The sequence below is a fragment of the Streptomyces sp. NBC_00659 genome (genome assembly GCF_036226925.1).
Lineage (GTDB): Bacteria > Actinomycetota > Actinomycetes > Streptomycetales > Streptomycetaceae > Streptomyces.
The window spans coordinates 4811684-4824828 of the sequence record NZ_CP109031.1 but is presented as its reverse complement, the minus strand read 5'-3'; the positions used below and the strand labels follow the sequence as shown (position 1 = coordinate 4824828).

11 protein-coding genes and 1 tRNA gene are annotated in these 13145 nt (G+C 70.9%); 6 read left to right on the top strand and 6 right to left on the bottom strand.

The genetic code is table 11. The features are described 5' to 3' along the window. The first annotated feature begins 36 nt into the window (after positions 1–36). Positions 37–543, top strand: a complete 507-nt coding sequence (locus OG410_RS20895) for a hypothetical protein (protein ID WP_329300576.1) — start codon at positions 37–39, stop codon at positions 541–543. Between the two features lie 241 nt (positions 544–784). On the opposite strand, the gene OG410_RS20890 is transcribed toward OG410_RS20895, so the two are convergent. The 3 genes from OG410_RS20890 to OG410_RS20880 all read right to left on the bottom strand — a co-directional run bounded on the left by OG410_RS20890 (position 785) and on the right by OG410_RS20880 (position 3455). Next, positions 785–1753, bottom strand: coding sequence for a DUF5926 family protein (locus tag OG410_RS20890; protein ID WP_329300575.1), 969 nt, complete (start codon positions 1751–1753; stop codon positions 785–787). Between the two features lie 136 nt (positions 1754–1889). Continuing rightward, a complete protein-coding gene (locus OG410_RS20885) occupies positions 1890–2519 on the bottom strand; it encodes an ATP-binding protein (RefSeq protein ID WP_329300574.1) in 630 nt (209 codons plus the stop codon). Between the two features lie 126 nt (positions 2520–2645). Continuing rightward, positions 2646–3455 carry a glycerophosphodiester phosphodiesterase gene (locus OG410_RS20880; RefSeq protein WP_329300573.1) on the bottom strand — a complete coding sequence of 270 codons (810 nt, stop codon included), beginning with the start codon at positions 3453–3455 and terminating at the stop codon, positions 2646–2648. A 257-nt stretch (positions 3456–3712) separates the two neighbouring features. On the opposite strand from OG410_RS20880, the gene OG410_RS20875 reads away from it, so the two are divergent. Continuing rightward, positions 3713–5194, top strand: a complete 1482-nt coding sequence (locus tag OG410_RS20875) for a S1C family serine protease (protein WP_329300572.1) — start codon at positions 3713–3715, stop codon at positions 5192–5194. 96 nt (positions 5195–5290) lie between these two features. On the opposite strand, the gene OG410_RS20870 is transcribed toward OG410_RS20875, so the two are convergent. Continuing rightward, positions 5291–6139, bottom strand: coding sequence for a DUF2637 domain-containing protein (locus tag OG410_RS20870; RefSeq protein WP_329300571.1), 849 nt, complete (start codon positions 6137–6139; stop codon positions 5291–5293). Positions 6140–6775: 636 nt separating this feature from the next. Between OG410_RS20870 and OG410_RS20865 the strand changes: the two genes are divergently transcribed. Next, positions 6776–6860 (top strand) — tRNA-Ser (locus OG410_RS20865). A gap of 363 nt (positions 6861–7223) precedes the next feature. Here the strand turns inward: OG410_RS20865 and OG410_RS20860 are convergent. Both OG410_RS20860 and OG410_RS20855 read right to left on the bottom strand, forming a co-directional pair. Then, positions 7224–8501 carry a hypothetical protein gene (locus OG410_RS20860; protein ID WP_329300570.1) on the bottom strand — a complete coding sequence of 426 codons (1278 nt, stop codon included), beginning with the start codon at positions 8499–8501 and terminating at the stop codon, positions 7224–7226. A 455-nt stretch (positions 8502–8956) separates the two neighbouring features. Continuing rightward, the gene (locus tag OG410_RS20855; protein WP_329300569.1) at positions 8957–9847 is read right to left on the bottom strand and encodes a bifunctional DNA primase/polymerase; all 891 of its coding nucleotides are present in this window, start codon (positions 9845–9847) and stop codon (positions 8957–8959) included. A gap of 371 nt (positions 9848–10218) precedes the next feature. Between OG410_RS20855 and OG410_RS20850 the strand changes: the two genes are divergently transcribed. The 3 genes from OG410_RS20850 (at position 10219) to OG410_RS20840 (ending at position 13145) form a co-directional block, all read left to right on the top strand. Further along, complete coding sequence (locus OG410_RS20850) at positions 10219–10527, top strand: hypothetical protein (protein ID WP_329300568.1); 309 nt, start codon at positions 10219–10221, stop codon at positions 10525–10527. A 282-nt stretch (positions 10528–10809) separates the two neighbouring features. Further along, positions 10810–12003, top strand: a complete 1194-nt coding sequence (locus OG410_RS20845) for an acyl-CoA dehydrogenase family protein (protein ID WP_329300567.1) — start codon at positions 10810–10812, stop codon at positions 12001–12003. A gap of 119 nt (positions 12004–12122) precedes the next feature. Continuing rightward, a complete protein-coding gene (locus tag OG410_RS20840) occupies positions 12123–13145 on the top strand; it encodes a bifunctional MaoC family dehydratase N-terminal/OB-fold nucleic acid binding domain-containing protein (protein ID WP_329300566.1) in 1023 nt (340 codons plus the stop codon).

The following is a 13145-nucleotide window of genomic DNA, read 5'->3' as shown; positions in this document are numbered from 1 at the left end:
CCGGGCGGCGGGCCGGCCCCCCGAAGAGTCCGTCCGGTGGCGTTGGCGGGAGTCGTGGTGTTCGTCCTCGCCCTGCCGCTGGCCGTGGCCTCGGCCGGCCCGGTGGGCGACGACGGTTCCTCGTCCGCGCGCGGGACGGGGGCCGGGGACGACCGGCCGCCGTCGCCCGGACCCCGGCGCTCTCCCCCGCTGCTCGGCCTCGGTCTCGCCACCGCCGCCCGGTGCGGTCCCGAACTCTCCTCGCCCGACGGCGTCGAGGCACAGACCTGTGTCCTGACGCAGGGCGAGGAGACCTGGGCGCGCACCTACTACCGCAACGCGACCGGCGAGGCGTTGAGCTCGGCCCTGACTCTGATGGGTCCTGGGGGCCGCACGGTGCAGATGAACTGCGCGATGGACGCGGAGGACGACCCGGGGGCGTGCGAGACGCCCAGGGAACACATGGCGGGCGATCCGGGGACATACTCGGCGGTCGCGGAATTCGCGCGGAGCGCCGAGGGGCCGCTGCTGCTGCGCTCGGGAAGCAACTCGGTCCGCCGGTAAGGCGATTGATATTGTTCGGGATTCCGAACATGGAAAGACCCGGTTGCTGGCGACGGGGGATGCACCAGCAACCGGGCTACTCGAACGGTAACAAGAGATCGGCGGTTCGCAAATTCGATCTCGGCTATTCGGACACGGATTTACCTGTCACAACGGGGAGTTGTGACAGGAGTCACCCGCTTCCGAGGCCCTGACCAGCTGACCGGTCGGTCAGTTTCCCGTCCTGTGGATTTGCTGTGGGTCAGCTGAGTGTCACCTGGCGGTTGGTGAGCCCCCCGCGTGCGCGGCGCTCGTCCGCCGTCAGCGGCGTGTCCATGGCCAGAGCGGTGGCGAGGCGTTCGGCGAACTCCGCCGCCGGCTTCTCGACGTCGTCCGCCGTGACACCGCTCGGCAGGTCCCAGACCGGGACCGTGAGCCCGTGCGCACGGAAGGAACCGACCAGCCGGGTGCCCTCCCCGAGGCTCGAGCGGCCCTCGGCGTGCAGCCGCGCGAGAGCGTCCAGAAGCTGCTCCTCGGCGTACGGCATGACCCAGCGCAGGTGGTTCTTGTCGGGCGTCTCGCACCAGTAGGCGGCGTCGACCCCGGAGAGCTTCACCGTCGGGATGGCGGCGGCGTTGGCGCGCTCCAGCGAGGCGGCCACCTCGGGCGTCGAGTTCTCCACGTCCGGGACCCAGAACTCGAAGCCGCTGTGCACAACTGGCTCGAAGGCGCCTTCGGGGTCGAGCAGGTCCTGGAGCCGGGGACCGTCCGCCGGGGCGCGCCGTCCCTCGACCGGGGTGCCGGGCGGCGCGACGAGCGCGCGCTGGAGGGTGTCGGCCAGGTCGCGGCTGATGTCGCCGGACGGTGTGTCGTTCTGAAGGCCGAGCAGCACCGAGCCGTCCTCGCGGCGCAGCGCGGGCCATGCCATCGGCAGGACCGTGGCGAGGGTGACCGAGGGAACGTCCTCGGGCAGGCTCTCCTTGAGCGTCAGTCCGACCGTCGCGGCGGGCACCAGTTCGCGCAGCGCGACCCAGTCGCCCTCGCCCCGCAGGCCCTCGAACGGGCGGTGCACCAGCTCGGTCGCGGCGTGCGCGGCGGCACGGCCGTGGCAGGCCTTGTACCGGCGGCCGCTGCCGCAGGGGCAGGGCTCGCGCGCTCCGACGACCGGGATCTCGCCGCCGTCCTTCAACTGCGGCTGCTTGGCCTTCGTCTGGGGTCGCTTCTTGGCCATCGTGGGTGTCTCCCGATCACGGCTCGTCTCGTACTGGCGCGAGCCTAGCCGTTCGCGCGGAGACCGACGGGATCCTGTGGACAACGCACCGCGTCGTCACGGAGTCCGGCGGCCGGTCCGCGCGCCCCGGTCCGGCTCAGTCGAGGTCGTCGAAGGCGTCCACGAAGTCCAGAGCGGAGAGCCCGGACACCCTCGGTGACGCGACGCGCGTAGCGAAGTCGTCGTGCCGACGCGCCGTTTCCACGTCCTCCTGGACGACCACCCACACGGTGACCTCGCCGTGGATGTCGTCCCGGACACCCCAGTCCTTGGCCAGCGCCGTGATGATGTTCAGCCCGCGGCCGCCCCGGGCGGTGACCGACGGGGTCGCGGGCACCGGGCGGGTCGGGCCGCCGCCGTCCGTCACCTCGACCGTCAGCCGTCCTGCAGGGTCGACACGCCAGGCCGCGCGCACGTTGCCGTCGCCGGCCAGGTCGTCGCCCAGGGGCCTGCCATGTCGGCACGCGTTGCTGAGCAATTCGGAAAGGATCAGTACGGCATCGTCGATGACCGTTTCCGCCAGGCCCCCCGAACGCAGTTGATCGCGCATCCGGTGTCTTGCTTCCCCCACGCCCGCAGGGCCGTGGGGCACGGCCATGCTCGACGACGTGGGCACCTCCTGTGCCACCACCAACGCCACCCCCGAGACCTCCTTCACCCCACGCCACGGTGTGGATGCCCCTTTGGGCTGGACCGGAAACCGGCCAATCGACGTCTGCTGACGCACTCGTAACGATCGAATGCGGAACGAACGCGCCGGTGCACTCCCTGTGACCGGCTGGCCGATTCTCGATGGTTTCCGGGGGGTGGCCATGGCGTTTTCCGGGGGCCGCCCGCCTCGGGCAGGGCCAGGTCAGCGGCCCAGTTGGCGGAGCACCGCGCGGGGGCGGTTGGTGATGATGGCGTCGATGCCCAGCTCAACGCAGAGATCGACGTCCTCGGGTTCGTTCACGGTCCAGACGTGCACCTGGTGACCGGCGCGTTTCAGCCGCTCGATGTACCCCGGGTGACTGCGGACGATCCGCATCGAGGGGCCTGCGATCCGGACACCGGCGGGCAGTCGTCCGTCCCGCAGCCGGGGTGAGACGAACTGGAGCAGATAGACCGTCGGCAAGGCCGGGGACGCGGCCCGGACGCGGTGCAGCGAGCGCGCCGAGAAGCTCATGACGCGCACCGCGGACTCGGCCGGGGAGGCGGGGGCGTCCAGGCCGAAGCGCTTCAGCAGCTGGAGCAGCCGCTCCTCGACCTGGCCCGCCCAGCGGGTCGGGTGCTTGGTCTCGATGGCCAGCTCCACGCGGCGGCCGGCGTCGGCGACGAGTTCGAGCAGTCGCTCCAGGGTGAGGACGGAGGTGTCCGTCAGGCTCCCGGGAGTGTGTTCCCAGTCGGGCGACTCGTCGCGGTTCTTCCAGGAGCCGAAGTCCAGCGCGGTGAGTTCGGCGAGCTCCAGGGCGGAGACGGCTCCGCGGCCGTTGGACGTCCGGTTCACGCGGCGGTCGTGGACACAGACGAGATGGCCGTCGGCGGTCAGCCTTACATCGCACTCGAGGGCGTCCGCACCGTCCTCGATCGCCTTCTTGTACGCGGCCAACGTGTGCTCGGGTGCCTCTTCGGAGGCTCCGCGGTGGGCGACGACCTGGATCGGGTGCTGTCGTGCGAGGGTCACGGCGTCATGGTGCCACCGTCGCCGGGCGAGTGTGAGGTGAGATATGTCGCAATACATTCCTTTTGGTAATAAAAGTCCGTTATAAAGGATGGCCTCGGACGCACAGCCACCGCTTATGGTGCCCTGACGCCCTGTGGGAAAAGCTGACGGCGTACAAAAGCACATGCACAGCTGAATCGCGCCGGGCCATCGACAAGTGTGAGTGGGCGTGACCGAGTGCGACCGAGAACAACAGCCGTGGATCGAGGAGAAGAGCTGTGAGCACCGAGAACGAGGGCAACGCAGTACCCCCGGCCCCGTCCGCACCTCCCGTGCCGGTGGAAACTCCCGCTGCTTCCGCGCAGGGCGCCTCGTACGCGGGGGGCGCGCCGACCGCTCCGATCCCCGCGGTGCCCGGCGCACCGGAGCACGAGTCGGCGCCCGTGGGCATGCCGGCGTACGCGTCGGACGGAGCCGGGCAGGGGGCCGACCCTTACGGGCAGGCTCCGACCCAGGGGTCCGCCCCCGAAGCGGGCTGGCCGCCTCCGCCGCCCGCCACACCTTCGTACGCCGACGGCGGCGGCTCGGGTGCCGACGGCTGGGGTTCCTCCTACCAGCAGCCCGCGCCGAAGCCGAGGAACGGGCGCGGCGGTCTGGTCGCCGCGGTTCTGGTGGCCGCGTTGGTCGCCGGCGGTGTCGGCGGCGGCATCGGCTACTCGCTGGCCAAGAACGACGACAACTCCACCGACTCGACGACGGTCTCCGCCCCGAGCAGCAGCGGTGAGGTCAAGCGCGCCTCGGGCACCGTCGCGAACGTGGCCGCAGGCGCGCTGCCGAGCACCGTCACCATCGAGGCCCAGAGCACCAACGGCGAGGGCGGCACCGGTACGGGCTTCGTCTTCGACAAGCAGGGTCACATCCTGACCAACAACCACGTCGTGGCGGACGCGGTCGACGGCGGCAAGCTCACCGCCACCTTCCCGAGCGGCAAGAAGTACGACGCCGAGGTGGTCGGCCACGCGCAGGGGTACGACGTCGCGGTCATCAAGCTGAAGAACGCGCCCTCGGACCTGAAGCCGCTCGTCCTCGGCGACTCCGACAAGGTGGCCGTCGGCGACTCCACGATCGCGATCGGCGCGCCCTTCGGTCTCTCCAACACGGTGACCACGGGCATCATCAGCGCCAAGAACCGTCCGGTCGCCTCCAGTGACGGCAGCGCCAGCAGCAAGTCCTCCTACATGAGCGCCCTCCAGACGGATGCCTCGATCAACCCGGGCAACTCCGGCGGCCCCCTGCTCGACGCCTCGGGCGCGGTGATCGGCATCAACTCGGCGATCCAGTCGTCGAGCAGCGGCGGTCTCGGCGGTTCCGGCCAGTCCGGCTCCATCGGCCTGGGCTTCGCGATCCCGGTCAACCAGGCCAAGTACGTGGCCCAGCAGCTGATCCAGTCGGGCAAGCCGGTGTACGCGAAGATCGGCGCGTCCGTCTCCCTGGAGGAGGGCACGGGCGGCGCGAAGATCACCGAGCAGGGCGCGAGCGGCGCCTCGGCGGTCGAGTCCGGCGGTCCGGCCGCCAAGGCGGGCCTCAAGCCCGGCGATGTCATCACCAAGCTCGACGGCATGGTGGTCGACAGCGGTCCGACCCTCATCGGCGCGATCTGGACCCACAAGCCCGGCGACACCGTCAAGCTCACGTACACGCGCGACGGCAAGACCCACACGGTCGACGTCACCCTCGGTTCCCGGGAGGGCGACAGCTGATCGTCCGTTCCAGTGCGCAAGGGGTGTCTCTCTCGGGAGACACCCCTTCCGCGTGCGGGCCGTTCCGCCCCGGCCGGGGCGGAGTCCCGGGGCGCGTCAGACGCGCGGCTTCTTCGAGGCCGCCGGACTCTTCTTGCCGCCGGCGCGTTCCGCGGACGCCGGAGGGCAGGGGCGCTGCCGGTGGCGGGACGCGCTCTGGCGGGGCGGCCGGGTCAGCGTGATCTGACGGATCAGCTGCTGGAAGCAGGTCAACGACGCCAGGGCGGGTACGACGGCGGTGGCCACACCGGTGATCGTCTGGTGGGCGTCGGCCACGCAGAACATCATCGCGACGGACGAGAACAGCAGGACGACGTACCACGAGTGCACGGCCCGGCGCCGGTGCAGGGCGGCCCTCAGGATCGAGAGCGAGGCCACCACCCAAGGGCCGTAGACCAGAAGGGGCCACCAAGGTCCCGTACCGCTCTGCGCGTTGGACGCGATGCGCTGGAGCGGCGAGTAGGCCACCATGCCGCTGAAGACGCTCACCATCGACACGGTGGCGGCGGCGACCGCGGCGATCACGAAGCTGACGGTCTGCAGCCAGTTGCGGCGGTTGCGGACCCGTACCTTGCGGTGCCCGGCAGTTGAGCGCCGGATGGGCGGCAACTCGGCGGTGATCTGCACCAGGTTGTCCATCGGGTCGCCGGTGAACTCGCCCGTGAACTCGCCCGTGAACTCGTCCGCGTACGCCGGTTCGCTGCGCGGGGGCGGCACGGTGACGTCCTGCTCCGCCGCCGCGGCGTCCTGGAGGAGGTAGGTGAGCTCCTCGACCGGATCCCAGCCCTGCTCGTGCAGGGCGTCGACGGGATCGCCGTACTGACCGGTCTCCGGCCCGGTGGGATATGGATATGCGGGCTGCTGGCCGTACCGGGCGAAGGAGAGATTCGGATAGTCGTCATTCACGGAAATTCGCCCCAGTCACGTGAGGGCTGTGGCGGCCGGAGCGTCCCTGGCCGTTCCACCGCTGGTTGATTTCCTCTTGGACCGCGTCCAGCACCGTCAGGAAATCGCCGAGGAGCGATTCGGTGGCCCACAGTTCGATGCGTGCGCCGTCTCCGTGCAGGGTGCCGCAGGCGTCAGGCGATGTACACGCGGCGGCAGGTGTACAGGTGTATCGCCCGGCTGTCACGGCACGTGCCGCGGCCGGCCCCTGTGCCGTCGATCCGGAGACGGGTGGAGCGAGAGAACTTTCTTTCGCCATATTTCGCTAACGCCGCTCCCCCTCCTTCAGATGTGTGGCATTCGAGTGAGCGCAAGGCGGCGAAGTTTTCACGGAAGCGGCTTTTCGTGAACCCGAAGCCGAGGGGTTCCCGCACGTCGACGGGTGGGTTCGTGCTCCATGGGGGTGGCCAGGACGCCACCCCTGGAGGCTCTTGCCTCCGATCACACGGTTACGGCACCTGGCTTCAGCCGTCGTCACCGGACCGGTGACGACGGCGAGCCCGCTCGAGGCTGGTGGACCCGGTGGGGACCGCGCCTCCGCGAGACGCTTGGAGCCGGGTAGGCTGTATCCGCTCCCGCCCCAGGTGGGCGGGGCGGGGTGGGTTGCCCGAGCGGCCTAAGGGAACGGTCTTGAAAACCGTCGTGGCGCGAGTCACCGTGGGTTCAAATCCCACACCCACCGCAGTTCATGGGTGTACTTGGCGGACGGGGTGCCTCTCACTGAGGGGCACCCCGTCCGTATGAGGCTTGTCCCGCGCCGATCAGGCTCCGTCATGGTGTCGATCGGTGGTGTGCCCCGAAGCCTGGCACGAGTTCTGTCCCAGGCCCCTGTCCCAGGCCCCTGTCCCAGGACCTTCAAGGAGCGCACCGCTCCTTGTGCCGGGCGCCGCGATGGGAGGCCGGCACGGCCGGGGCGCCGGGGGAGCCGTCATCCGCTCCCGTGGGCGTGCCGGGTCGGCCCCTGACGGCCGTGACGGAACAGAAGAGAACGGCCCGGATCATGGCGGCCGTGACAGGCAGCCCGCGCCCGGCCGCCGTATGCGGGTCAGGAGTGCTCGCGGGCAGCCGGGTTGTTCAGGCAGAGCGCGATGTTCCTGACTGCGGCGGTGAGTTCCTCGATCACCCTGGCCGCCTGCTCCGCGTTGTGGAAGGCCGGACGCTCTGCCAGAGACAGGCCCAGTTCCTGCGCCGCCTGGAGGGCTGCCCCGGCGCTCTCGGCAGGATGGGGAGGCGGAGCGGCGGCGGGCGCGGGCGCCTCGGCCGGGGGAGGAGACCCCGGTGCGGCGGACCGGACCGGCACGGCCGGGTTCGCCGTGGGCATGCCGGAAGCCACGGGGGTTGGCCTGCCCGTCGGCTCAGGAACGGCGGGTGCCGACGGGCCGGCCGGCATTGCGCCGGTCTCCGGCTCCCTCCGGTACCTGTCGAACGGGGGGTGGAAGGTGCCGGAGCCGCTGACCGGGGAGGCATGAGCCTCCGCTTCCGGCCGGGACGGCAGAACCGGTGAGGACTGTGCGACGTACGGGCCGTGGGAGACCTGCTGGACGTGTGGGATCAGGTCCGGCGCGCGACGCGTCCGGGGCAGCAGGAAGTGTTCGAAACCCGGGAACGCCAAGGTGGCGGAGTGCGTGGAGGCGCGGGGGCTGTACTGGGCCTGCCACTGCATGCGGTAGCAGTCGACCTGATCGGCGCAGGCGGTGCGGGTGTGGAAGACCGCGCTGTTCTCTCGCAGGTCCGGGTACCAGAGGTTCGGACCCGGGAAGTGCACGGTTCGTCCCCGGGGCTTGATCTGCTCGGCACACCCCATGCAGCAGCCCTCCGGCACCATGAGCGGGATGCCGCCGCTCTGCTCCGGTCGGCGGGGACCGCCCTCCCAGCGGTACTCCCCGTGGTGGCAGGGCGGCAGCTCGCCGCAGGCGCGGCAGACGGCGTAGTGCTCCGGGAGGACCTGCCAGTCGTGGCTGGCGGGAGCGCACCAGTGCTTCGGCGCGGATCGGGGCAAGTTCTCGCTGCGCAGGACCAGGACCACTGGGCGCTTGTAGAACTCGGCTCGCTCGGGGGCCGGTTTGACCGCTTGGTTGTTGGCCCGCCGCAGTTCGTTGGCGTGCCACCACAACTCCACGTGTTCGCCCCATGCCTTCTCGTAGGACTCCGGCCACCAGTCGCCCGTGTAGTCGTTGATCTCCAGGATCCGCCAGGCCTGTCGGTCGAGTACCACAATGGAGCCGGCCCGCAACCGCAGGTGTGTTGTGTCGTCGCCCTCGTCCGGCCAGTCGTGTCGACCGATATGGGTGGGTTGGCCTGGGAGCCACCTGCGAACCTGCATGCCACGCTCCTCGGCAGCGAAACTTCAAAGTTTCAAATGGGGCAGTTGCCGACATTCTGAACAATCGAGACGTTTGCTTCGGTGTAGACACGCACACGCTGTTGCCTCATGAGGACCGGAAACGTGTTCCGTGTCATCACTTCCTTCCGGAAACGCCGTTGTCACCGGGCGTTTTCGCCACTCGGGCCGTCATCGGGCCAGGCCCCTTCGCAGCTCCAAGCCAGTGACCCCATACCCGGCTGTCAGGTTCCGACGCTCACCCGTACGTGTGGTGAAACTCGGTTTGCGGCACCCCGTACGTGTGCATCGTCCCGCAGCTCTGTCACCGGCCCACCGCGGCCGGTGGTCGCGCACCGCCTCCGGGTCCGAGGGCCGCTCCCCGGGCGGGGCGCCGGCCGGCTCCGCAGGTTCCCGCGTGTCGCCTGTCACCCGGCGACGTGGGCGACGGCGTCGCTTCAGTGCCGCCGGGACGAAGGAGCCGTCATCCGTGCCGCGGAGGCGATCGTCGAGCGGGCCTCTCGTTCGGTGAGGCCCGTGCGGACGGCGGCCTGGACGAGCGGGGCGATCAGTCGGGGGCCGATGCCGTTCTCGTAGGCACGGCACGCGGCCCAGAAGAGACGGGTGTTGCGCTGGCCCTCGTGGGCGGCGAGGACGAACTGGACCAGCCCCTGGCCCTGTCGTTCGCTCGCGGAGGGCGTGGAGTGCGCGGGGTGGTGGGCGCTGGCCGGGGGCGGAGGCAGGAGCAGGCGCAGGAGTTCGGGCGGGCAGGGCGCGGGCGCGAGCAGGGAGGTGCCGGGAGCCGTCCCGTACACGCCGTGTTCGGTGCGTGAGCCGGGGCCGACGAGATAGCCGCCGGCGCCGCGGATGTCGATGCCGGGAGCGAGCCGGCTCGCCGAGTTCGGGACGACGACGTCCGGCGGTCCGCTCAGCCACAGATGGCGGCCGCCGCTGGGGGTCAGGACGACGACCGTGTCCGGGATCGTGAAGAGATGGCGCAGGGCCAGTTCGCGCAGGGCGGTCGAGGAGTCGGTGTCGGACTTGGTGTCGAGGTCGACGCCGATGAGGTGGTGCGGGTGCAGCCCGCAGGCGATGCCGTAGCCGGTGGCCCAGGGAGCGGCGGCGAAGAGCTCGCGGATGCGCCGGGGCTCGGTCGAGGCGTCGTACACGCCGTGCCCGAAGCGGCCGCATTCGCCGTGGCACGGGTGGGGGTCGGGGTCGTCGCGATGGGGGGAGCGCAGGGCCGGGAGCTTCGTACGGGACAGCGGGATCACCGCGAGCCCGCGCTCGGCTGCGGACAGGGCGTGGGCCAGGGCCAGAGTGGTGGCCCGCCGGTCGATGGTGGCCATGACTCCATAATCGTACGAGTGTTCGAGAAAGGGAAGGGGTCTCCGGGCTCGCGGGGGAGCCGGGCGGGTGAAGGGCGAGATCGGCCGAAAAGGTGCCGGAACGCTTCCGCTGCTGCGGGGCTTGGGTTCAACGGACGGCAAGGGTCTGAGCTGGCCCTTTGTGGGCGTGAAGGGGGTTTATCGACATGTCATCACGCTTGAGGGGGAATCGCGGCTTCCGGTGTGGTTCGCCGGGGATGCGCTGGGCAACTCTGGACTCGCGACGTCGTGGACAACACCGAGGCGGTCGGCCAACCGCCCTGGAACAAGCCATATTTCCCGTACTCCCCGGCCCATCGCCGGTGCGTACGACCGCTTCTGGAGGAACTCGCATGGCAAGCATCCGTACCGCTCGCGTTCTCGCCGCCGTCGCGGCCCTGCCGCTGACCGCCGCCCTCTTCTCCGGGGTCGCGGCGGCCGACAACGGCTCCATCGCGGACACCGGGTCGAATGCCGGAGTGGCGACCGCCGGCGGCAGCGGGGCCGGACGCGACAACAGCGGCAACTCATCGGGCACCCAACAACAGGCGGTCGGCTCCGGAGCCTCGAATCAGAGCGATACCGCCCAAGTGAACGGCTCCGCGTTCACGGCCCTCAACCAGGGCAACTCGAACGTCCTGGTCAACTTCGTCTGGCTCTGACGGGCGGGGGCCGATCGGTTTCCGTCGGCCGGGGGGCTTCTCCGGGGGGGGGGGGCTCTGGGGGGCTCTGAGGGTGGGGCACTGGGGGGTGGGGGGGGGTCACGACGTCTGCGCGACGGTGCTTCGGTGCCGTCGCGCAGACGTGTCCGGGGGTGTCACGGGAGTGCCCCGGCCCGGCGGTGTGCGGCTCTTCCGGGCCGGGGCCCGTGACCTTGACAGGCAACGGCATCTGACGGACAGTCAGAAAACCTTGTTCGTACGAGGTCCGGGAGGGCCGCCGCCGTGCACCTCGCCCCCACCGAGCGCCAGCAGCGGCTGCGCGCCGAGCTCCGCACGTACTTCCGGGATCTGATGCCGGACGGACCGCCGCCCGCCGACGACCCCGCCCGGCAGCGGGCGCTGCTGCGCCGCATCGGAGCCGACGGCCTGCTCGGGCTCGGCTGGCCGATCGAGTACGGCGGGCAGGGGCGCGGGGCGGACGAGCAGTTCGTCTTCTTCGACGAGGCCTACCGGGCCGGCGCTCCCGTCTCGATGGTCACGCTGAACACCGTCGGACCGACCCTCATGAAGTACGGCAGCGAGGAGCAGAAGGAGTACTTCCTGCCGCGCATCCTGAAGGGCGACCTCGTCTTCGCCATCGGGTACTCGGAACCGTCGGCCGGCACGGACCTCGCCTCGCTGCGCACCCGCGCCGTCCGGGAGACCGGAGAGACCGGAGAGACCGGCGCCGAGGGAGGGTTCTGGCGGATCGAGGGCCAGAAGATCTTCACGTCCAACGCCCAGAACGCCGACTGGATCTGGCTCGCCTGCCGGACCGACCCGGACGCGCCCCGGCACCGTGGCATCTCGATCCTGCTCGTCCCGACCGGCGCCCCCGGCTTCTCGTGGACACCGATCGAGACCGTGGGCGGCCAGACCACCACGGCGACCTACTACGACGGGATCCGCGTCCCGGCCGGGAACCTGGTCGGCGAGGAGAACGCCGGCTGGGGGCTCATCACCAGCCAGCTCAACCACGAGCGGGTCGCCCTCGCCGCGATCGGCATGCAGGCCGAGGACTTCTACGCGGCCGCGCTGGAAGCGGCCCGTACCCCTGATCCGGTGAGCGGGCGGCGCGCGGCCGACGAGCCGTGGGTGCGTTCCCAGCTCGCCGAGGTGCACGCGCGGCTCGCGGCGTCCCGCCTGCTCAACTGGCGTCTGGTGGGGGATGTGGGAGCCGGCGGTCCGGCGCCCGGGGACGCGAGCGGCGTGAAGGTCATGGGAACCGAGTCCGCGGTCGCGGTGTACCGGATGTGCCAGCACATCGTGGGACCCGGGGCGCTGGTCCGCTCCGGTTCGCCGGGGGCGTTCGGGGGCGGCGAACTGGAGCGGATGAACAGGGCGGCGCAGATCAACACGTTCGGGGGCGGGGTGAGCGAGGTGCAGCGGGAGATCGTCGCGACGATGCGGCTCGGCATGAGGCGGGGGCGGCGGTGAGCGGCCGGGGGGCGGGCGGGGAGCGCTCCGCAGCGCGTGACGACGACCTCGCGCCCGGTGGCGCGGTGCGGGAGGGGGCGGGGCCCGGCGGTGTGGTGCGGAAGGGGGCCGGGTCTGGCGTGGTGCGGAAGGGGGGCGGGCCCGATGGTTCGGCGGGTGCCGGGGACGAGTTGTCGGAGCGTCTGAAGAAGTACCAAGGGCGCGCGGCCACCGTCGGGGGTGTCGGCCGGGACCTGGTCAACGCGCCGATGATCCGGCACTGGTGCGAGGCCATGGGCGACACCAACCCGGCCTACGAGGGGCCGGACGCGGTGGCCCCGCCCACCATGCTCCAGGCGTGGACGATGAGCGGCCTCTCCGGGCACGCCGACCGCCCCGGCCGCTCCGGCACCTACGACGAGCTGTTCGGCCTGCTCGACGGCGCCGGATACACCTCGGTGGTCGCCACCGACTGCGAACAGGAGTATCTGCATCCGTTGCGCCCCGGGGACGAGATCACCTTCGACTCGATGATCGAGTCGGTGTCCGGGCGCAAGACGACCAAGCTGGGTACCGGGTACTTCGTCACCACGCGGATGGACATCCGGGCGGGCGGCGAGCTCGCCGGGACGCACAGGTTCCGCATCCTCAAGTACGCTCCGGCGCACCGGAGTCCGAAGAGTACGGAGACGGCTCCGGGCTCATCGGGCAGCGCGCGGACGAAGAGCGCCGAGCCGAAGAGCAGGCGTCCGCGGCCGGTGATCAACCGGGACAACGCCGGTTTCTGGGAGGGCGTCGGGCGGCATCGGCTCCTGATCCAGCGCTGCACGGCCTGCGGGACGCTGAGATTCCCGTGGCTGCCGGGGTGCGGGGCGTGCGGCTGCCCGGACTGGGACACGGTCGAGTCGGGCGGCGAGGGGACCGTGTACTCGTACGTCGTCATGCACCATCCGCCGTTCCCGGCCTTCGACCCTCCCTACGCCGTCGCTCTGGTCGAGCTCGCCGAGGGCGTGCGGATCGTGAGCAACGTGGTGGACGTGCCGTACGACGAGGTGCGGATCGGGATGCCGGTGCGGCTCGCATTCCGGCGCTACGACGCGGACGTGGAGCTACCGGTCTTCCGGGCCGCCGCCTCCGTAGACCGCTCGGGCGAGGGGAGCTGA

What these genes read in the sequence shown, in the direction of transcription:
- OG410_RS20860 (WP_329300570.1), bottom strand. Translation starts at nt 8,501, where the DNA reads ATGCAGGTTCGCAGGTGGCTCCCAGGCCAACCCACCCATATCGGTCGA.
- OG410_RS20850 (WP_329300568.1), top strand. Translation starts at nt 10,219, where the DNA reads ATGGCAAGCATCCGTACCGCTCGCGTTCTCGCCGCCGTCGCGGCCCTG.
- OG410_RS20890 (WP_329300575.1), bottom strand. Translation starts at nt 1,753, where the DNA reads ATGGCCAAGAAGCGACCCCAGACGAAGGCCAAGCAGCCGCAGTTGAAG.
- OG410_RS20855 (WP_329300569.1), bottom strand. Translation starts at nt 9,847, where the DNA reads ATGGCCACCATCGACCGGCGGGCCACCACTCTGGCCCTGGCCCACGCC.